19 protein-coding genes and 1 pseudogene are annotated in these 17765 nt (G+C 60.7%); 6 read left to right on the forward strand and 14 right to left on the reverse strand.

The window, feature by feature from the left end; translation table 11 throughout:
* Window positions 1–705 (forward strand): IS66 family transposase (tnpC, locus tag AC5ZGW_RS31745; protein ID WP_496114019.1); only part of this gene is annotated, 705 nt, incomplete at its 5' end.
* Here tnpC and AC5ZGW_RS31750 read toward each other — a convergent pair.
* A complete protein-coding gene (locus tag AC5ZGW_RS31750; protein WP_496114020.1) occupies window positions 690–884 on the reverse strand; it encodes a hypothetical protein in 195 nt (64 codons plus the stop codon). The two genes, tnpC and AC5ZGW_RS31750, sit on opposite strands and share 16 nt — an antisense overlap.
* 363 nt (window positions 885–1247) lie before the next feature.
* Between AC5ZGW_RS31750 and AC5ZGW_RS31755 the strand changes: the two genes are divergently transcribed.
* Window positions 1248–2063 (forward strand): hypothetical protein, encoded by an 816-nt coding sequence (locus AC5ZGW_RS31755; RefSeq protein WP_130227125.1) that lies wholly within the window; start codon window positions 1248–1250, stop codon window positions 2061–2063.
* Window positions 2064–2090: 27 nt separating this feature from the next.
* Here the strand turns inward: AC5ZGW_RS31755 and AC5ZGW_RS31760 are convergent, their stop codons facing one another.
* The 5 genes from AC5ZGW_RS31760 to AC5ZGW_RS31780 form a co-directional block, all read right to left on the reverse strand.
* The gene (locus tag AC5ZGW_RS31760; RefSeq protein ID WP_130227126.1) at window positions 2091–2513 is read right to left on the reverse strand and encodes a Rap1a/Tai family immunity protein; all 423 of its coding nucleotides are present in this window, start codon (window positions 2511–2513) and stop codon (window positions 2091–2093) included.
* A 376-nt stretch (window positions 2514–2889) separates the two neighbouring features.
* Window positions 2890–3588: a hypothetical protein gene (locus tag AC5ZGW_RS31765; protein WP_496114021.1), complete on the reverse strand. Its 699-nt coding sequence runs from the start codon at window positions 3586–3588 to the stop codon at window positions 2890–2892.
* Window positions 3589–3679: 91 nt separating this feature from the next.
* On the reverse strand, window positions 3680–3871 hold the full coding sequence (locus AC5ZGW_RS31770; protein ID WP_027577737.1) for a hypothetical protein: 192 nt from the start codon (window positions 3869–3871) through the stop codon (window positions 3680–3682).
* A 194-nt stretch (window positions 3872–4065) separates the two neighbouring features.
* Window positions 4066–4662, reverse strand: a complete 597-nt coding sequence (locus tag AC5ZGW_RS31775; RefSeq protein ID WP_130227127.1) for a protein-S-isoprenylcysteine O-methyltransferase — start codon at window positions 4660–4662, stop codon at window positions 4066–4068.
* 5 nt (window positions 4663–4667) lie between these two features.
* On the reverse strand, window positions 4668–5900 hold the full coding sequence (locus AC5ZGW_RS31780; protein ID WP_130227128.1) for a hypothetical protein: 1233 nt from the start codon (window positions 5898–5900) through the stop codon (window positions 4668–4670).
* A 201-nt stretch (window positions 5901–6101) separates the two neighbouring features.
* Between AC5ZGW_RS31780 and AC5ZGW_RS31785 the strand changes: the two genes are divergently transcribed.
* Window positions 6102–6833 (forward strand): SGNH/GDSL hydrolase family protein, encoded by a 732-nt coding sequence (locus AC5ZGW_RS31785; protein WP_463326897.1) that lies wholly within the window; start codon window positions 6102–6104, stop codon window positions 6831–6833.
* A 177-nt stretch (window positions 6834–7010) separates the two neighbouring features.
* Window positions 7011–7328 (forward strand): hypothetical protein, encoded by a 318-nt coding sequence (locus AC5ZGW_RS31790; protein ID WP_130227130.1) that lies wholly within the window; start codon window positions 7011–7013, stop codon window positions 7326–7328.
* A 62-nt stretch (window positions 7329–7390) separates the two neighbouring features.
* Here the strand turns inward: AC5ZGW_RS31790 and AC5ZGW_RS31795 are convergent, their stop codons facing one another.
* The gene (locus AC5ZGW_RS31795) at window positions 7391–8389 is read right to left on the reverse strand and encodes a helix-turn-helix transcriptional regulator (RefSeq protein ID WP_165435301.1); all 999 of its coding nucleotides are present in this window, start codon (window positions 8387–8389) and stop codon (window positions 7391–7393) included.
* Window positions 8390–8774: 385 nt separating this feature from the next.
* Here AC5ZGW_RS31795 and AC5ZGW_RS31800 point away from each other — a divergent pair, with 385 nt between their 5' ends.
* Window positions 8775–9773, forward strand: a complete 999-nt coding sequence (locus AC5ZGW_RS31800) for an aldo/keto reductase (RefSeq protein WP_130227132.1) — start codon at window positions 8775–8777, stop codon at window positions 9771–9773.
* A 159-nt stretch (window positions 9774–9932) separates the two neighbouring features.
* On the opposite strand, the gene AC5ZGW_RS31805 is transcribed toward AC5ZGW_RS31800, so the two are convergent.
* Window positions 9933–10127, reverse strand: coding sequence for a hypothetical protein (locus AC5ZGW_RS31805; RefSeq protein ID WP_130227133.1), 195 nt, complete (start codon window positions 10125–10127; stop codon window positions 9933–9935).
* Window positions 10128–11109: 982 nt separating this feature from the next.
* On the opposite strand from AC5ZGW_RS31805, the gene AC5ZGW_RS31810 reads away from it, so the two are divergent.
* On the forward strand, window positions 11110–11235 hold the full coding sequence (locus AC5ZGW_RS31810) for a hypothetical protein (protein WP_283813276.1): 126 nt from the start codon (window positions 11110–11112) through the stop codon (window positions 11233–11235).
* A gap of 208 nt (window positions 11236–11443) precedes the next feature.
* Here AC5ZGW_RS31810 and AC5ZGW_RS31815 read toward each other — a convergent pair whose 3' ends face one another.
* The 6 genes and pseudogenes from AC5ZGW_RS31815 to oxlT all read right to left on the reverse strand — a co-directional run bounded on the left by AC5ZGW_RS31815 (window position 11444) and on the right by oxlT (window position 17751).
* Window positions 11444–12412, reverse strand: a complete 969-nt coding sequence (locus tag AC5ZGW_RS31815) for a zinc-binding dehydrogenase (RefSeq protein WP_130227134.1) — start codon at window positions 12410–12412, stop codon at window positions 11444–11446.
* Between the two features lie 97 nt (window positions 12413–12509).
* Window positions 12510–13507, reverse strand: a pseudogene (locus AC5ZGW_RS31820) (NAD(P)H-dependent flavin oxidoreductase).
* A gap of 348 nt (window positions 13508–13855) precedes the next feature.
* Entirely contained in the window at window positions 13856–14644 is a 789-nt protein-coding gene (locus tag AC5ZGW_RS31825) for a fumarylacetoacetate hydrolase family protein (RefSeq protein ID WP_130227135.1), read from the reverse strand.
* Entirely contained in the window at window positions 14644–15666 is a 1023-nt protein-coding gene (locus tag AC5ZGW_RS31830; RefSeq protein ID WP_130227136.1) for a 2-dehydropantoate 2-reductase, read from the reverse strand. The genes AC5ZGW_RS31825 and AC5ZGW_RS31830 overlap by 1 nt, the downstream gene beginning before the upstream one ends.
* A 97-nt stretch (window positions 15667–15763) precedes the next feature.
* Window positions 15764–16195, reverse strand: a complete 432-nt coding sequence (locus tag AC5ZGW_RS31835) for a CBS domain-containing protein (protein ID WP_028167399.1) — start codon at window positions 16193–16195, stop codon at window positions 15764–15766.
* Between the two features lie 239 nt (window positions 16196–16434).
* Window positions 16435–17751, reverse strand: coding sequence for an oxalate/formate MFS antiporter (gene oxlT, locus AC5ZGW_RS31840; protein ID WP_130227137.1), 1317 nt, complete (start codon window positions 17749–17751; stop codon window positions 16435–16437).
* Between the last annotated feature and the right edge of the window lie 14 nt (window positions 17752–17765).

Consider the following 17765-nt stretch of genomic DNA (forward strand, 5'->3'; position numbering starts at 1 on the left):
TTCGCCGGTATCCTGCAAGCCGATTGCTACAACGGCTTCGAGCCGCTGTTCGACCCGCAGAAGAAGGTGCTGCCGATCACGCCGGCGTTTTGCTTTGCCCATGCGCGGCGGGGCTTCTTCGAGCTGGCTGACATCGAGAAAAATGCCCGGGAAGGTAAGAAGGGCAAACCGGTCTCTCCGATCGCGCTGGAGGCGGTCAGACGCCTCGATGCGTTGTTCGAGATCGAGCGCGCCATTAACGGCCGCGGCGCCGACGAGCGGCGTGCCGTTCGCCGGGAAAAGAGCAAGCCGCTTCTCGAGGACATGCACGCCTGGTTGCTGCGTGAGCGCGAAACCCTCTCGCGCTCCTCCGAGGTCCTGAAGCCTATGAATTACATGCTCAGGCGCTGGGACGACTTCGCCCGCTTCCTCGACGATGGCAGGATCTGCTTGACCAACAATTGCGCTGAGCGCGCATTGAGAGGCATCGCATTGGGAAGGCGCAACTGGACCTTCGCCGGCAGCCAGCGCGGCGCCGACCGTGCCGCTATCATGCTGACGATGATCACGACTTGTCGCCTCAACGACGCCGATCCCAAGGCCTGGCTCGCTGACATCCTCGCCCGTATCGCCGATCTTCCCGCGTCGCGTCTGCACGAACTGCTGCCCTGGGAATGGAAACTCCTGCGCCAAGGCGACAAGCCCGCCGATCAGCAGGCCGCCTGATCTTCACGCAACGCCATCATAGAGCTCGCCGTGCCCGCGCGCATGCGTCGATCAGGCGGTCTTCGTCGTATGCGAACGGAAGAAGCGACGGCTGCGCCGTTTCTGTCGTACCATGCCGCCATGGCCGGACTGGCGAACATGGCCACACCGATCAGTGCTGCCGAAAAGAGCTTACTCATTGCGTCCTCCTTTGATTTGCCTCGGGCCTCGGACGAATAAGGGTCTGGAAAATTTAGAGCACCGACCTGGCCCGAGCGATGCTGCACCAACAACCCGAGTGAACCTAAACGTTAGCGCTGCTCTCCAGCGGCGGACTATGCATTTTCGGCAGTTGGACGGATCGGCGTCCCATTTTTCTGGCCCAAAGCTGTTCGCCGGCCGTAAACATAGTTCCGCCTCGTCGGCGGTGTTAAAACGCAGGGACAGTTTGGGGGTGAATTTTCTGCGAAAAGCATCTGTCTGTCGTTGAACGTTAGCTCGCTTTAGCGCAGTGCGCGGATCGCTCTCAGGCGGGTGACGTTGCGTTTGATACGGAGCACCAAATGGATTCCACGCTGGACGGCAAACTCGCGGAAGGGCAGGTGGCGAACCTGCAGGAGCAGATTTCGAACCTGTTGGCGCGCGAAGCGGGAGTCAATCGTTCGGACCCGCCGACCAGCATTGGTCCTTCGCCCTCGCCGACCAGCATGAAGCCGCCTCGCGCCCCCCAGGCAAGGATTCATCGAGCGGCGGATTGGCGCCATGTGGTTTTCGTCGGTTCTCTGTTGGCAGCATCCATTGGTGTCGCTACCTGGTGGCGGTCGTCCTCCGTTCATACGGAGACGATGGCCTCCTCAGACCCAGCACCTCTGACACAGACCGCACCGAAAGACGCTGCGCCGACCAATGTCGCGCCGACTCCGGTCGTCCCGTCGTCCGACTTGGCACAGCAGCTCCAACCGATGGCGCGCGATCTCGCTGCCTTGAGGCAAGCGGTCGAACAGCTCGAGGCGGCGCAAGGGCAATTGGTCCGCGACAACGAAAATGTCGCGAGCCAACTCAAGGCGATCCAGGCAGAAATGGCACGCAACAACAATATCATCGATCAGATCAAGGCGGCCCAGATACAGATGACGCGCGAAAGCGCGACGGTCACCGAGCGGCTCAACGCGAGCCAGGAACAATTGGCCCGCGTCATCGCCAACACTTCAGAGCCAAAGATCAGCCCCGAAGAGCCAAAGGTGACGCTCGAAATACCAGTGCCGCGTCCACGGCCATCGACCAACGTCGCCCAGACGCACAAGCCGGCGCCCGCCCCGGCGCGGCCGCAAGCCAAAAATCCGCAACCGTCATCGGTATGGCCATGGTCAGTGCGCTAGGACGTCAGCGAGCCATAAGGGCGCTTTCTATTGTTTTGGTTTTTTCGGCGCGCGCTTTTTTGGTCCAGCCTTGGTGGACGACTCGGCGTCGTCCCCCTGGCAGGGCCAAGTATCTCTGAATGCTTCGATAGCGACGGTGATCCCCGGTTCCTTCGCTCGATCCGGATTGTTATCAAGATATCGCAGAAGGACCTTGGCGCTCTGCAAAATGCTGCCTTGCGCGGGCGGGCAGGCACGTATGTCAGCCGGCAGATTCGGTGAAAACAGCACTGCAGTCTCGATCATTCCCTCACATGCGCCGGCGGACCGAGCGTCGTCCTGATTGCGAAACGAGTTCTGAACAAACAGCTCGCAAGATCTCTGCGCGTCGGTTCCTTTATCGACAACCGTGGCGCTTGCCCCTCCGATGACCGAAACGACCAGGCCGGCAACAATGATATAGACCCGCATTAGCGTCCCCGAACCGGCGCAATAGCTTACGCGCACTTGATTTGCCGTAGTGGAGCCGCCGCCCGCGCCGTTCGAGGCGGCTCGAACGGCTTAGCTCAAAACAAGGGTCTGATCCATCGCCTCCAAATGCGGGCGACGCTAACTAGAGTGTGATGATTTTTCTTCGAATCATCATCCCGCTCTGTCTTTTGTTTGAGCATGATCTCCGCGCAAACGCTTCGCGTTTGTCGCGAGGTGTACCGATGGGCGCGTCCAATCAAACGAGGCGCACACGAGTGTCGCGTTTCCTCCAAGGAAACCACTCGCTTGAACTCGTTGAAGAGCGCGCAGCTATCCAAACGGTCAGGAAAGCTGGATGAACTCAATACGGAGGAGTCTAGCTCCGATCGGATTCAAGCTGCACCGTTTTCCGTCCACCGTTCAGCTCTCTGAGCTCGTTTACGTATTCCTCAGGCTTTAACAGATGAAACGGAGCCTTCAGGCCCATAAAGGTCGCTATGCGGCCGATAAAAAAAGTGCAGTTGGTGGTTGCCGCATTCCATAGCGGCGAGGTCTCCTGGAGATGCTTGATGTAAGCAAAGACCTTCTTGGCGTCAGCCTCGTTCAAATAGACACGATAGCTCGCCGTCAAATATTGCTCGTCAAGATCGCCATAGCTCGCCCCTGTTTCAGAGGGAACAAATACGAGGTGTCCCAACATGTAGGGCAGCGTGTCGCCGGCCGGAGCCAAACCCGCGACCTCGACCTCCTTTTCGCTCGTCTTTCCGTACCAGACGAAAGCATGACCGTAGGATGCTGCCGTGCGGGCACGAAAATCGACGTAGTAGGGGCCTCTGGCCGTAGCTCTTTGGATCGGCTTAGCGTCTGACCTGGCAGGCGGGGCACTGGGCGTAACCGCAGCCATGCTCTCAGCATGCTTGGCCGCCGGTTTAAGGGAAGCGTCCCGTTGTTGCTGGTCGGAGCGCGCCGCGAGCTGTTGCGCACTCCCGCTCCCGGCCCCCAAGCTCACGGAGGCCGCGAGCACCGCGACCCCAGCAAGACGTTGAAGACCTGGATATTTCCGAGTCATTCCCAGCATCTTCGAATCCTCGCGAATCAAAGATCGGATGCCACAGCTAGTCGATTTACCTCAAACGTGTGCCGTCGGCGCACGACCAGGTACTAGATCAACCTTTGGTCACGACCGGGGCCGCAACCGGATATTTGCCTACCGGGCTCTTGCCGACGGGATATTTGCCCAAGGGATATTTGCCGACCGGCGCAGCTACCGGCTGAGGCTGAGGCCGCGGGAGGTCGGCAGCAGCTGCTGTTCCCACGAAAGCTAGAGAGGCGACACCGAGGATCACGAACTTCAACATCTTAGTCTCCCACTGAATCAGGATACCGTGAAATTCACCCGTCAACAGATAGCCCGACGCTCGCCATGGCAGCAACAATTAGACTGGGCAATTAGCGGTCGCAGCAGCCGTTTGTTGTCAGATGTTGCGGAAATGGCACGGAATTTGAGGCGTTCGGAACCCGGTCGCTTGTGGTTCCCCAGATCCGATACCTGTCAGGACCTGCTTCTGAGTACTGGCGGGAACACCCGACCCGTCCGCGCCATATACGCGCGATAGCTGTCGCCAAAGGTCTCCAACATCATTCGTTCTTCTCGGGCGACGCGGCCAAAGTACAAGATCCCGAAGCCGGCCAGGCCCGCAAAGCCGGCAATCCAATTAGGCAGCAGCAGCGCCTGGGCGATAGCCCACAGCCAAAATGCCGAATACATCGGGTGTCGAACTCTCCGATAAATCCCTTCCGTCACCAGTTTATGCTTCTCCCGCACATCGAGACTGATCGACCAGTTCCGTCCCAGCGCACGATGCGTCAGGTGAAACATACCCAAAGCCGCAATCGCAAAGAAAAGCCCGAGCCAGGCGAACAAGGGATGAAAGCTGTAGGCGGCAAAACGAGGTATCGCTGTCGCTACGTAGAGGAGCGGCACAAGTCCAAGTCCTGTAAGAGATATGAGCAGCAGCGCAGTTTCCACCGGGCCGCGGGCGCTCCATACAATCTTTTCGCGGCGAGAGCGCCGCGCGTACTTATAACGTATGAGGTACCAGCCGATCGCCAAGGCGACGAAAATGGCTTTAGAGATCGTGGGCGTCATTTGAATCAGGCTGCCGCGCCCGGACTTCCCAGCAGTTCGCTTTCCGGCAGCGGCGCGCTCGCAATAAGTCCTCCGTCGCCAGCGATCATGGACAGGGCGCCATCCGGTGCGAGCGTCTGGGATTTAGCTGAAACAGGCCCGCATGTCAGCATAAAGTAATCGTACGATGTTCGCCTGTCATTTCCACTGACGAACTGGTTGTGCAAACGGAAGAAATGGAAGCGGATGCGTCGATACATGTCGTGGTTAAGCATTCGACTGAGTTTCACGATCCTGACGGTCGTTTCGTTTTCCGTCGACAAACCCATTTCGGCCATCGGCCGGCTTTTGTAGAAGTTCAGGGGATCGATGAGGGCCTGATAATCGCCCCAGAAGATCGCGCGCGACTTGGCGACGCGTTCCATCGCCGTGCGAAAGCGTATTGCCTTCGGGTGCAGGCCGACCTTGAGTATGGAGGATCCAACGCTCAAGAACGTGACCGGTGTTTTGTTCCCACCGAGCGCCGGCTCCAGCTTCAAAGCGCGATCAAGCAGACCGACCGCAAGCACGGCGCCAAGGCTGTGCCCCAAAACCAAAATTTCGTCTGCGGCAACGTTGCTCGCCGCAGCCACGAGCTCGCCGGCCAACCTGTCCAGTCTTTGCTCGATTTCTAGATTGCCGTATCGAATGTACTCGCGAGAAAAAATCCAATCATCGAACAGGTCGCCCAGGTGCAGCCAGCGCCACGGACCCGCCAAGGCGGCAGCGAACCCGAAAAGACCGCCACCAGCAGCAATGGCAATCGATCCGGTGATTTTGAATGCAAACGCGCCAATCAAGAAGGCGGCCGCGACGAGCAGTCCGAACATGACGAATGGATAGAGAAAGAAACCTGCGTATCGCCAGTTGGTCAGCGAGTAACGCCAAAGAGTGCCGGAAAAAACGAAATCCAGAAACGTGAGAATGCCGACGGAAATGCGTGAGCCAATGCTTCGACGCCCGAAGGCCTCGATGACGTCATCCCACCGGACCAGACGGTAATCGGTTTCGACCAGCCAATCGGGGCCGGTCGTCGTCACATTCCATCCAATCTGATCGGCGGTATCGCGCAAACCGTCGACGGTCGCTTTCACTGACCAGGTACGTTGGAACCTGGCAATTTCGCGCACAAAGCGTCGTTGCGCGCTGAGATGCGACGTGATTGGATCATAGCCGCCAATATGAAATACCAGCCGCTTCGCTACAGGCTTTCCGATCATCGTCTCGCCTGCGACTATCCGCGGTTTCGACTATCCGCGGATTCATCGTGTTGCTCGCTGTCCACGCGTCAATTGTGATTGCACCGCATAGCGAAGCGTCTGATACCAAGGGTTGTCAAGAGAGAATCGACCAATTATTGGGGGAAGATGTTGACCTGTTTTGCCCTCCGTGCCGGAACCGCTCGACCAATAGCGTCGATTGTGGCGGCCTTGCTTATCGGATTGTCCGGCAGTGCGCCCTCTCAGGCACAGGACGAGTTATCATCTGCGGAGAGATGCCTTTCGGCAAATTTCAACGTCTCGCTGGGTGCACAATTGCCCCGCACGGCGGCGCGTTTGAAATCTGGTGAGCCGCTGAAGATTGTGGCGATTGGATCATCGTCAACAGTGGGACTCTGGGTGCTTAGGTCCGCCGCCACATATCCGGAGGTGATGCGTCGAGAGCTCTCGAGACTTAGATCCAATGCCACGATCGAGGTCATCAACAGCGGTCGAGTCGGCGATACGATTCCAAACAACATCGCACGCTTCCAGCGGGACGTTTTCGCGTACACGCCCGATCTCGTTATCTGGCAGTTGGGTACTAATGACGTCGCCTGGGGGGGCCGGCCGGGCGAAGGGCTCAAGAGAAGCGTTCTTGAAGGGGTTAGGGCACTTAAGGCAGGGTCCTCGGACGTCGTGTTGATGGACATGCAATATGCGCCACAGGTGCTCGCTTCCGCCAGCTACTCGACGATGGAGGGCATCATCGTCGATGTCGCAAAACAGGAAAAGGTCGGGCTATTCTCTCGTTTTGCGCTGATGCGAAACTCGATCACTGCTGGGGTTGCGCAGAGCGAACTCGTGACGTTTGACGGATTGCACAACACAGCCGACGGTTATGACTGCATTGGACGAGCCCTTGCCCGAGCCATCTCGACGAGCGCGCGTTGACAGGCCTGGCTCGGCCGAATCGAACGCTGTGCCTCCGCATGGCCTGGGCGCTGGCGGGGACCGCGGCTCCAGATGCCCGAGAACGCCAAAAAGACCAAATTCTCCTCGACGATCACCGCGACGGCCGCTCACAGTGGATGACAGCAATTCGCGCTGACGCTGTCAGGAGGTGCGCCCATGCACCATTATCTCGGCGAACTTATTGACGTATTACTAGTGCTTGTCGCTGCGTGGATGGTGCTGGCCGTCACCTTTGTTATCTACGCATATTTCGCACGTCTTAAGTACCCGGTGAGCGAATCGGTCTTTGGACGTGTGGTCGTCATTTCCTTCTTCATCATAACCACTTCGATTTGGCTCCCTATTATTGTGGGCGCGCTAGCCCTGTCGCTGGTCGGTCATTTGTGGTCTCGCTTCAAGACAAGGCCACATGTCGACAGCGCCAACCGACACCGATCCTGCAGCACAGATGGTGCTGATCGGCTGGGGTCATGACGCCCCGTTTAAAATGCACCGTCACCGCAATTGGAATCGGCCAGAAGGCGATGCCGACAGGCTTACACGTCAAGCCCGCGTTCTCGGCGGCCTCGCCGGCGCACTGTGAGGGGGCGCCGGATCACTTCTGCTCCCGCATGGGTCGATGCTGCCCGCACTCCTGATGGCGTCTCGCCGAAGTTCCGGCGGAACATGCGATTGAAGTGAGAAACGTCACCAAAGCCGACTGCAAACGCGATATCGATGATGGCCAAATGCAGATGGTGCGGGTCAGTCAACATCGCGAAGGCACGCTCAAGGCGGCATCCTGCAAGATGCTCGGTGAACGACTTTCCGGTCCCCTCGAGCAATTTTTGCACGTATCGCCGCGACATGCCGAGCGCCCCGGCGACATTGTCCAGATCGAAATTGGGATCGCTGAAGCGTTGCGCGATCTCAGCCAGTATCGCCTGCAGCCTGGCTTCCTTCACACCACGGTCCGTCACGATGTTTGCAGCTTCGGCGGTCGGCCCGAGCGTCGCGGCCACGAGATCGAGCAGATGTATGCCGATGGTGGAGGCGAGCTCGGATGACGGAGATTCTTTGAGGTATGCGAGCGAGCGCAGGTAGCGGTCGAGGAGTCTAAGCGCAGGTCCAGGAGGCACCGGCCGACCCGATAGATCTTCCGGCTGCGCAACCAGAGACCTAAGAGCGGCAGCCTGCACGACCACGAATCTGACTCTGGCGCCACGCGGCCCAAATACGCGCAGCGGCCTTCCCCGGTCAATCAAGCAAGCGGAGCCGCCATCATAGACATGCTCCTGGCCTGCATTTGCGAATTGGACCGGTCCAGTCTCGACGATGTTCAGTCCGAATTGGTCACGGCTATCCTTGAGGTGGTGTTTGTGACGGACAAACTCCACCGGCGTTGCGGCCACGCCACAAAGGCCGACCGCGCCGAGCGGCAAGTAGGTGACGTCGATACGCGGGCGCCCGCCGCTGTGATCTATCACGTCCAAGGCGAGGTTCTGCTGCGCAAACTCCTCACGGAACGTGGAGAGCCGCGCGCGCTCCGGCAGCATCTCGGTCGACCATCGCAAAAGGTGAGATGAGGTTGGCATCTCGGCCTCTCGTTTCGAGGCCCCCTCAAGAAATCATATCGGACCGCGCTCGCTGCATGTGTGAAATGGATTACAAAGGGGAGGTAGGCTGCGCGACATGACCGAGCGCGACGCGCTGCTCGCTGTACGGGATGAGCTGGTGCGCGCCCCGCGCAGATTGCGGCGGCCAACGAGACCGCAGCTTTCTTCACTTGCGAGAACAACCAGCCTTTAATGGCGCTACGTGCTGGCCGCAGTCGGAGAGCCTGCAATCGAAAAGTGAGGGCCAATCACCACGCGGCAAATGTTGCGGTAGAGTAGCCGGCGTTCGACATTGCATAATCTTCAACCGGCCGGAGGAACAGCGATGCAATTGCGGGTCTTTGGGCGCACGGGAATGCAGCTTTCGGTGCTGGGCTTCGGCTGCGGCGCGGTGGGCGGGTTCATGGTGCGCGGCGATCCCGTCGACCAGGAGCGCACCGTCGCGCGGGCGATCGCCGCCGGCGTCAACTACTTCGACACAGCCGTGCAGTACGGCGATGGTGAATCGGAAAAGAACCTTGGCCGCGTCCTGCAAAGGCTGAAACCGGCCAATGTGGCCGTCGGCACCAAGGTCCGGTTGCCGCCCGGCGAGTTTGGCCGGATTGCGGACGCCGTCAGGATATCGCTCGAAGGCAGCCTGGCGCGACTGCGTCTTGACCGGGTCGACGTCTTTCATCTGCACAATGCGATTACCGGGAACGGGGGCGGATCGGCGCTGAGCGTCCGGCAGGTGCTCGACGACGTGGTGCCGGCGTTCGAGCGGCTGCGTCAGCAGGGGAAGATCCGTTTCCTCGGGATGACGGCCGTCGGCGACACGGCGGCGCTGCAGCAAGTGATCGATGCCGGCGTCTTCGACAGCGCTCAAATCGTCTACAACATGCTCAATCCATCTGCCGCCGACGATTTGCCGCCGAGCTATCCGGCGCAGGACTACGGACGATTGTTCGATCACACCAAGGCCGCCGGCGTTGGCGTCGTGGGCATCCGCGTACTGGCCGGCGGCGCGCTGTCGGGCTCAGCCGAGCGTCATCCGATTGCGGGTCCCGCGCCCGAGCCGATCGGTTCGGCGATGAGCTACGATGCCGATATCGATCGCGCACGCCGTCTCATCGCGCTGGTCACGGAGGGGTTCGCGGCGAGCCTGACCGAAGCCGCCACGCGATTTGCAATATCCCATCCGACGATGGGCACGATCCTGGTCGGCATGGCGACGCCGCGGCAGTTCGAGGACGCACTCGCAGCGGTCGAGAAAGGGCCACTGCCGCAAGCTGCGCTCGACAGGCTTACAGCACTGCAGCAGGCATTTTCCGGCGAACCACGATGATCGTTGCCGGGCCACACTCCTTGCCTACCGTCCGAAGTCCGATTATCAGGGCAGTAGGTCGAGGCAAGTGCGCTCGGCGCCACCGCTATTTAATTACAGGACCGACAGGATTTCCTGTCATTTTCAAGGTCCAATCGAATTTCTTGAGCGAGTGCGATGTCAGTTGCCGTGCAGCATATCGTCGACGTCTCCGTGCGGCTGAACAACCGTGAGGGACTCGAGGACGTCCTGTTCTCGAACGCTGACAATGGACCAGAGATTGCGGCAGCGGCCGCTTAACGACTGATAGCCAGGATTCAATTCGACGCTATGGAAGAATGCGATCTTCTCATTGCGCTGCTCCGCATAAGCCATGACTTGGCAACTCGTCACGGGCAGGTCGTCCGTCTCAGGGCGGAACTGGACCGACTGTCTCGGCCGGAAGCGATTTCCCGCTGTCCGAGAGCGGACGAACGCGACCTCGCGACCGCAACCGATTTCCTCGCAACATTTCGCCCGAGCGTAGACACCGCACTGAAGCGGCGCATCAAGTGATATCGGCTAGAGCATTTTCGGTTCTGATTGAATCAGAACCGAAGCTCTAGATTCTTGTTTTGACGCGTTTTCTTCACGCGAACCGGTGTCCACCCTCGGATCAAGTCCGAGGGCATGCTTCGCTCGAAAGCGCTCTAGCTCGGCGCAAAATCGGAGATTTACGCCTGGGCGTCGCCCCGACCGTTGGGCTGAGGGGGCGAGGGCTCAGCCGCTAATCAATCAGAGACTGTGTTGCTTTGCAACATCGCGACTGCGTCGCTTATTTGATATTGCTATTATTATCGCGAATGTTAATATTTAATTAAATAGGGGGGCGAGGAGATTAAATATCATGCTTTGGATGTCTTGGACGAAATTCGCACGTTTGTTGTCTCTCAAAAGCGTTCTTGGCGGACTGGCTGTGGTAGGGATCGCGACCACCGGTTACGTCCTCAACGGAGATGGCAGTCCTGGCAATTGGACCGATGGTGGCGTCCATGGCGCTCCTGGTAGCGTCCATGGCGCTCCTGGACCTGTCGCTGGCGCTGGACTTCCTCTTGCTCTTGTTGCAGTCGGGTATGGCGTCTATCGTCTCGTAAGGCGTCGTCACAAATCGCACTGACAACTCCCTCACCTGAGGGCATACGGCCGAGCACATGGCGTGGCCATCCCACGCCGTTTGAGAAAAGCCGATGCTGTGCCTTTCGCGACAGGCGTGGCCCTTCAGTCTGCGGGATTCTAAGTGGACCGCCCGTGCGCGCCTTGAAGGCCTCGGAATTCACGTTAGATATGGCGCGGGGGGTCCTGAAAGGGAGCCCACTCAATGACGCCACGTTTTGTTTTCTTCGCCTTTTCCATAGCATTCGCTTTGGCAGCGATTTTTGCGGCGATTACGACTGCCAAGCAGATCCATAGCTATCAGGCCACCATAGCGGGACAGGCAATCTGAGCCGCATGGTAGGGACTCGACTGATACTGACTCCGCAATCACGTGGAGTGCTACCTGCCATCGTAGCCCCGGTCGAGCTGCACGGCGCGGTGGCGGAGTTGCGGGAGATTCGTGGCGGGTAGGGTGGGCAAAGCGCAGCGTGCCCACCTCTCTTGCACCGAACGTGGATGGTGGGCACGCTGCGCCTTGCCCACCCCACGATCGACGCTTACAGCGTCACCACGATCTTGCCGAGGTGCTTGTTGGCTTCCATGTGCTCGAACGCCTTGCCGATTTCGTCGAACTTGTAGACGCGGTCGATCGGCAGTTGCAGCTTGCGCGATTCCACCGCGCCCCAGATGTCCTTGCGGACCTCGTCGAAGATCTCGCGGATCTCCTCGATGGTGCGGGTGCGGAAGGTGACGCCGATATAGTGGATGCGGCGGGCCGCGTGCAGGTCGAAGTTGAAATCGGCATGGGTGCCGCCGAGCCGGCCGACATTGACGATGCGGCCCTTGATCTTGGTCGCAGCGAGGTTCTGGTTGGCGGCCTTGCCGGAGACCTGGTCGATGATGAGGTCGACGCCTTCGCCGCCGGTTGCCTTCAGCACCTGCTCGACCCAGGTGGGGTCGCTGGAATCGATCGCGAGATCGGCGCCGAAATCCTTCAGCCGGCCGCGCCGCATCGCGTCGGTCGAGGAGCCGATCACGAGCTTCGCGCCCTTGAGCTTGGCGATCTGCATCGCCATCAGCCCGACGCCGGAACTGGCACCCTGGATCAGCACAGTCTGTCCCCCCTGGAGCGCGCCATTGGTGACGACGGCGTTGTGCATGGTCGCGAGTGCGACGGGGAGGGTGGCGGCGTCCTCGAAATTCATGTTCGAGGGCGCGCGGAACAGCCGGCCGTGATCGGCAAGCGTGTATTCAGCAAAGGCGGCGCTGCCGGAACCCATGATCTTGTCCCCGACCTTGACGCCCTTGGCGTCAGGTCCGAGCTCGGCAACCTCGCCGGCCCACTCCATGCCGAGCACGGTGCCGACGCCGCCCGCGCTGCCATGGGCATGGCCCTTGGTCATACCGAGATCGGCGCGGTTGAGGCCGCAGGCGTGAACCTTGACCAGCACCTGCGTACCCTTCGGCGTTGGCTTGGCGACGTCGGTGATCTCAGCGCCATTGGCGCCATAGACATAGGCTTTCATCGGCTCTTCTCTTTGGTTGGGCAGCAAGACCGCTCTAGATTCTTGTTTTGACGCGTTTTCTTCACGCGAACCGGTCTCCACTTCGCTCGAAAATGCTCTATTCGGCGGCCTGGCGCTGCGCCCCCGAAATCATGCTCTCGAGACGGCCGCGGATGATCGCCTCCGCATCGCGTACGATGCGCGATACCAGTTCGGCGCAGCTCGGGATGTCGTGGATCAGGCCCTGCACCTGGCCGGCCGACCAGATGCCTTCGTATCGGCATCGCCGCTAGCGTAGACCATCTTGCCGCGGGCGCCGGCGACGAGTTCGCGCACGTCCTCGAATTTCGCGCCTTCCTTCTCCATCGCGACCACCTTGGTCGAGATCGCGTTCCTGGCGACGCGGGAGGTGTTGCGCATGGTGCGGAAGATCAGCTCGGTCTCGCGCTCGTCATTGGCGACGATGCGCTCCTTGACGAGCTGATGGATCGGGCTCTCCTTGGTGCACATGAAGCGTGTGCCCATGTTGATGCCGTCGGCGCCGAGCGCCAGCGCAGCCGCCAAGCCGCGGCCGTCGCCGAAGCCGCCGGAGGCGATCATCGGGATCTTCACCTTGTCGGCCGCGCAGGGGATCAGGATCAGGCCGGGGGTGTCGTCCTCGCCGGGATGACCGGCGCATTCGAAGCCGTCGATCGAGATCGCGTCCACGCCCATGCGCTCCGCCGACAGCGCGTGGCGGACGCTGGTGCATTTGTGCACGACCTTGACGCCGTGCTTCCTGAACTCGTCGACATGTTCCTGCGGCTTGTTGCCCGCGGTCTCGACGATCTTGATGCCGCTCTCGATGATGACCTGGCGGTATTCCGCGTAAGGCGGCGGCTTGATCGCAGGCAGGATGGTCAGGTTCACGCCAAACGGCTTGTCGGTCATCTCGCGGCAGCGCGCGATTTCCTTGCGGAGATCATCGGGCGTCGGCTGGGTCAGCGCCGTGATCATGCCGAGCGCGCCGGCATTTGCGACGGCAGCGACGAGTTCCGCGCGTCCGACCCATTGCATGCCGCCCTGCACGATCGGGTGCTCGACGCCGAAAAGCTCGGTGAAGCGTGTCTTGATCATTACTGCCCTCTGTTTCCCCGGCGCGGACCACCGCGCGCTGTTTATCGAGAATTTCGGACAGCAGGATGCCGTCGCCCCCTGCAAAAGTCCACGGGGGCGGGTGATGGTCAGGGCAACGCCATCATGCAAAAGCGCCGCGTTGTTTCCGCAAGGCGGAACAAGAGCTTCGGTTCTGATTGAATCAGAACCGAAGCTCTAGATTCTTGTTTTGACGCGTTTTCTTCACGCGAACCGGTATCCACCCTCGGATCAAGTCCGAGGGCATGCTTCGCTCGAAAACGCTCTAGCCGGATCGACCCAAAGTCCTCGAATGAAGGGGTTCACGCCATTGGCTTCAGGTGGCGTCGGCTACTGCCTGAATTCGTTCGTGAGCTCGCCGATGCCGTCGATTGCCACCGTTACGGTGTTGACCGGCTCCTTCATGACGCCGACGCCGACCGATGTGCCGCAGGCGATGAGATCGCCGGGCAAGAGCGTCATGTCGTGCGATATCTTGCTGACGAGCTCCTGCGCGCTAAAGATCATGTCTGATATCGGGTAGTTCTGGCGCTCGGCGCCGTTGAGGATGGTGCGCACGACGAGGCTTGCCGGATCGACCCCTGCGGTGATGACGGGGCCAAACGGGCCGTAGCCGTCAAAGCCCTTGGCGCGGGCCCATTGCGCAAACGTTTTGTCGCGGTTGAGGATGTCGTTGGCGGTGACGTCGTTGACGCAGGTGTAGCCGAAGATGAAGTCGTCGGCCTCATCAGGAGAGACGTTGGTGCAGGGCTTTCCGATCACGATGCCGAGCTCGCCCTCATAGGTAGTCTTGCCGTCATAGGAGAGGGGGCGCTCGATCACGGCACCCGGCGCGGTGACGCTGGTGGTTGCTTTCAGCAGATAGAGCGGCTCGGCCGGCTCAGGTTGCTGCAGCTTGGCGGCGAGCGCGTGAAAATTATTCCAGAGCGCGACGATCTTGCTTGGCTCGGAGGGGGCGAGCAGTTCGACGTCCTCCAGCGCGAATATTCGTCCGTTCGGCTTGGAGATGCCGAACATCTCGCCGTCATGCACAGCGATGCCGGATGGCGTCAGCGCGCCGAAGCCGGTCTCACCCTGGCGGCGGAAGCGAAGCCAATGGGTCACGTTACGCTGCGACATCACGTGACCGCCGCAACTTTTGCTTCCGGCGACGGAAGCACCCTTCCGTCGTAGAGCCCGGCGATCCGGGCGCGCTGGGCAGCGAGCGCCAGCATCGCATCCAGCGACGGCGTCGGAATGCCCGTCAGGCGTCCCATTTCCTGAACCACGGTGACCAGCGGATCGATCTCCATCGGGCGGCTGCGCTCGAGGTCCTGCAGCATCGAGGTCTTGTGGGCGCCGACCTTGCGCGCGCCTTCGATGCGGCGTTCGACGTCGACACGGAACTTGACGCCGAAGGTTTCGGCGATCGCCTGCGTCTCCAGCATGATCGCTTTCGACAGCGCGCGGGTCGGCGGATCGGAGCAGATCACGTCCAGGGTCGCATGGGTGAGGGCGCTGATCGGGTTGAAGCAGACATTGCCCCACAGCTTGAGCCAGATCTCGTCGCGGATGCGCTCGAGCACGGGCGCCTGCATGCCCGCCTTGGTGAAGACATCAGACAGACGCTGCACGTCCTCGGTGATTTCGCCGGAGGGCTCGCCGAGCGGAAAGCGGTCGCCATAGACGTGGCGGATGACACCGGGCGCCTCGATCTCGGTGGCGGGATAGACGATGCAGCCGATCGCGCGCTCGGGGCCAAGCTCGCGCCACTGCCGGCCGCCGGGATCGATGCTCTCCAGCGTCGAGCCCTGGTGATCGCCGCCGTGCTTGTGGAAGTACCAATAGGGGATGCCGTTGACTGCGGTGACGACGCGCGTGCGCGGCCCGAGCAGCGGCTGCATCCGTTCGAGCACGCCGGTGATCGAATGCGCCTTCAGGCAGATGATGACGAAATCCTGCGTGCCGAGTTCGGCCGGATCGTCGGTGCAGCGGGGATGCACGATGCGCTCTTCATCGCCGATCAGGAGCTTCAGCCCGTTCGCCTTCATGGCCGCGAGATGGGCGCCGCGTGCGACCAGGCTCACCTCCACGCCCGCGCGCGCAAGCTGCACGCCGAGATAGCCGCCGATCGCGCCGGCGCCGTAAATGCAAATCTTCATGGGATGTTTCGCAAAAGAGGCGGGGTTGATGTTTCAGCGCTGGTCGTGCGCCGGTGCCGAGGACGTCTCAGACCGGCGCGCTGACGCTGGGGTGCTTTCAAGCCGGAATGGCTTCCCGCGCGGCGATCGCCTGCTCGTCGAATGCGGCTGCGATGTCGCGGATGCTGATGACGCCGATCAGGCTGTAATCGTCGATCACCGGCACGTGGCGGATGTTGTGCCTGTTCATGAGGTGACGGATATGCTCGAGCGAGTCGCGCGAGGTGCAGGACACGAGCTGCTGCACCGAGATGAAGTGCGACACGCGCATGTTGGCGCCGGCCGCGCCATGCTCGGCGATGGCGCGCACCACGTCGTGCTCGGTGAACATGCCCACCGCCGTGTTGCCCTCGGTGCGGACGACATCCTTGACCACCAGCGCGCTGATATTGCCCGAACGCATCAGTTGCGCGGCGATCGCCACCGTCTCGTTCATGCGAACCGTTGCGACACGGGCGGCTTTCTTGCGCAGAATATCTCCGACTTGCATGGCAACCTCCTTGGGTTCGTTAACGCTCGCAAGTCTGGTATACAAAATGCCAATTGTCAACGCAGCTGGAGTAGATGCCTTCAGAAAAATATAGCAAAAACAGTAAGTAACACTGACGCTTTCCATCCGATGGACGACGGCGTCTCGCTGATCCATATCGTTGTATTTTGTATTCCTTTGAATTTTGGCAAAAGAAAAGGCGCACCGGAGTGCGCCTTCGCTGGTCGCAGCGGCTGCGATCATGCTGTCGTGACACTGCGCGCGGTCGCCTCTGCCGCCGCTGTCTCGTTGCCCAGGATGAAGGCGCGTCGCATCGGCCTGATCACGAACAGCGCCATCAGCGCCGCCGTCGCGTTGAGCGCTACGCCCATCACGAACACGGCGTGCCAGCCAAAATTCTTGGCAACGATGCTGGCGAGCGGCACCAGCAGCGAGGCGGTGCCTTTCGCCGTGTACAGCATGCCGTTGTTGGTGGCGGCGTACTTCACACCGAAGGTGTCGCCGCTGGTGGCCGGAAACAGGCTGTAGATCTCGCCGAACACGCCGAAATAGACCGCGGTCGCGAGCACGAACACGATCGGATGGGCGCCATAGGTCGAGAGCGTCAGCAGCATCAGCGCGCCCGTGCCGAACGCGATGAACATCGTGTACTCGCGGCCGATATTGTCGGAGATCCAGCCGAACAGCGGGCGGCCGAATCCGTCGAAGACGCGATCGAGCGAGATCGCAAACGTCAGCGCCGCCATCTGGATGCCAGCGAGCGAGACCGGCGTCTTGGCAATCTGGAAGTCGTCGGCGATCGGCGCGATCTGTGCGGCGGTCATCAGGCCGCCAGAGGCGACCATCACGAACACCAGATACATCACCCAGAAGATCGGGCTGCGCAGCACCTGCGGCGGGGTAAAATCAATCTTGGTCTGCGGCAGGTTGAGCTGCTTCTTTTTCGGAGGGATCGCGACGGATGGCGGCCGAATGAAGAAGGCGAGCACGCACACGATCAGGCCTTGCCCGATGCCGAAGTCGAAGAAGGCTGTCTGGTAGCCGCTGGCGGCGATCATGCTTGCGATCGGCACCACGGTGAGCGCGGCGCCCGCGCCGAAGCCGGCGGCGGTCGCGCCGGCAGCGAGGCCCCGACGGTCCGGAAACCATTTCAGCGCATTGCCGACGCAGGTGCCGTAGACGGCACCGGCGCCCATGCCGCCGATCACGGCGGCGGTATAAAGCAGCGCCAGCGAATCCGCGTAGGAATTGAGGACCCAGGACAGCGCGATCATCACGCCGCCGAACATGATCACCATGCTCGGCCCGTATTTGTCGACGAACCAGGCTTCGACGGGGACGAGCCAGGTCTCGGTCACCACGAAGATCGTGAAGGCGAGCTGGATGCCCGCACGGCCCCAATGATGCTTCGCGTCGATCGGATCGACGAACAGCGTCCAGCCGTATTGCAGGTTGGCGATCATCGCCATGCAGACGATGCCCATGGCGAGCTGAAACCAGCGGAAGCCGCTGGACGAAGGTGTCGAGGGTGCGGTGGCGGCGTTGCTTAAAACCATCAAGTCCTCCCGAG

It is taken from the genome of Bradyrhizobium sp. Crot121, from assembly GCF_059512385.1.

What these genes read in the sequence shown, in the direction of transcription:
- AC5ZGW_RS31795 (WP_165435301.1), bottom strand. Translation starts at nt 8,389, where the DNA reads ATGCTGCCGGAGCGCGCGCGGCTCTCCACGTTCCGTGAGGAGTTTGCG.
- AC5ZGW_RS31815 (WP_130227134.1), bottom strand. Translation starts at nt 12,412, where the DNA reads ATGAAAGCCTATGTCTATGGCGCCAATGGCGCTGAGATCACCGACGTC.
- AC5ZGW_RS31770 (WP_027577737.1), bottom strand. Translation starts at nt 3,871, where the DNA reads ATGTTGAAGTTCGTGATCCTCGGTGTCGCCTCTCTAGCTTTCGTGGGA.
- AC5ZGW_RS31830 (WP_130227136.1), bottom strand. Translation starts at nt 15,666, where the DNA reads ATGAAGATTTGCATTTACGGCGCCGGCGCGATCGGCGGCTATCTCGGC.
- AC5ZGW_RS31760 (WP_130227126.1), bottom strand. Translation starts at nt 2,513, where the DNA reads ATGCGGGTCTATATCATTGTTGCCGGCCTGGTCGTTTCGGTCATCGGA.
- AC5ZGW_RS31790 (WP_130227130.1), top strand. Translation starts at nt 7,011, where the DNA reads ATGCACCATTATCTCGGCGAACTTATTGACGTATTACTAGTGCTTGTC.
- oxlT (WP_130227137.1), bottom strand. Translation starts at nt 17,751, where the DNA reads ATGGTTTTAAGCAACGCCGCCACCGCACCCTCGACACCTTCGTCCAGC.
- AC5ZGW_RS31825 (WP_130227135.1), bottom strand. Translation starts at nt 14,644, where the DNA reads ATGTCGCAGCGTAACGTGACCCATTGGCTTCGCTTCCGCCGCCAGGGT.
- AC5ZGW_RS31835 (WP_028167399.1), bottom strand. Translation starts at nt 16,195, where the DNA reads ATGCAAGTCGGAGATATTCTGCGCAAGAAAGCCGCCCGTGTCGCAACG.
- AC5ZGW_RS31810 (WP_283813276.1), top strand. Translation starts at nt 11,110, where the DNA reads ATGACGCCACGTTTTGTTTTCTTCGCCTTTTCCATAGCATTCGCTTTG.
- AC5ZGW_RS31755 (WP_130227125.1), top strand. Translation starts at nt 1,248, where the DNA reads ATGGATTCCACGCTGGACGGCAAACTCGCGGAAGGGCAGGTGGCGAAC.
- AC5ZGW_RS31805 (WP_130227133.1), bottom strand. Translation starts at nt 10,127, where the DNA reads ATGGCTTATGCGGAGCAGCGCAATGAGAAGATCGCATTCTTCCATAGC.
- AC5ZGW_RS31750 (WP_496114020.1), bottom strand. Translation starts at nt 884, where the DNA reads ATGAGTAAGCTCTTTTCGGCAGCACTGATCGGTGTGGCCATGTTCGCC.
- AC5ZGW_RS31780 (WP_130227128.1), bottom strand. Translation starts at nt 5,900, where the DNA reads ATGATCGGAAAGCCTGTAGCGAAGCGGCTGGTATTTCATATTGGCGGC.
- AC5ZGW_RS31775 (WP_130227127.1), bottom strand. Translation starts at nt 4,662, where the DNA reads ATGACGCCCACGATCTCTAAAGCCATTTTCGTCGCCTTGGCGATCGGC.
- AC5ZGW_RS31800 (WP_130227132.1), top strand. Translation starts at nt 8,775, where the DNA reads ATGCAATTGCGGGTCTTTGGGCGCACGGGAATGCAGCTTTCGGTGCTG.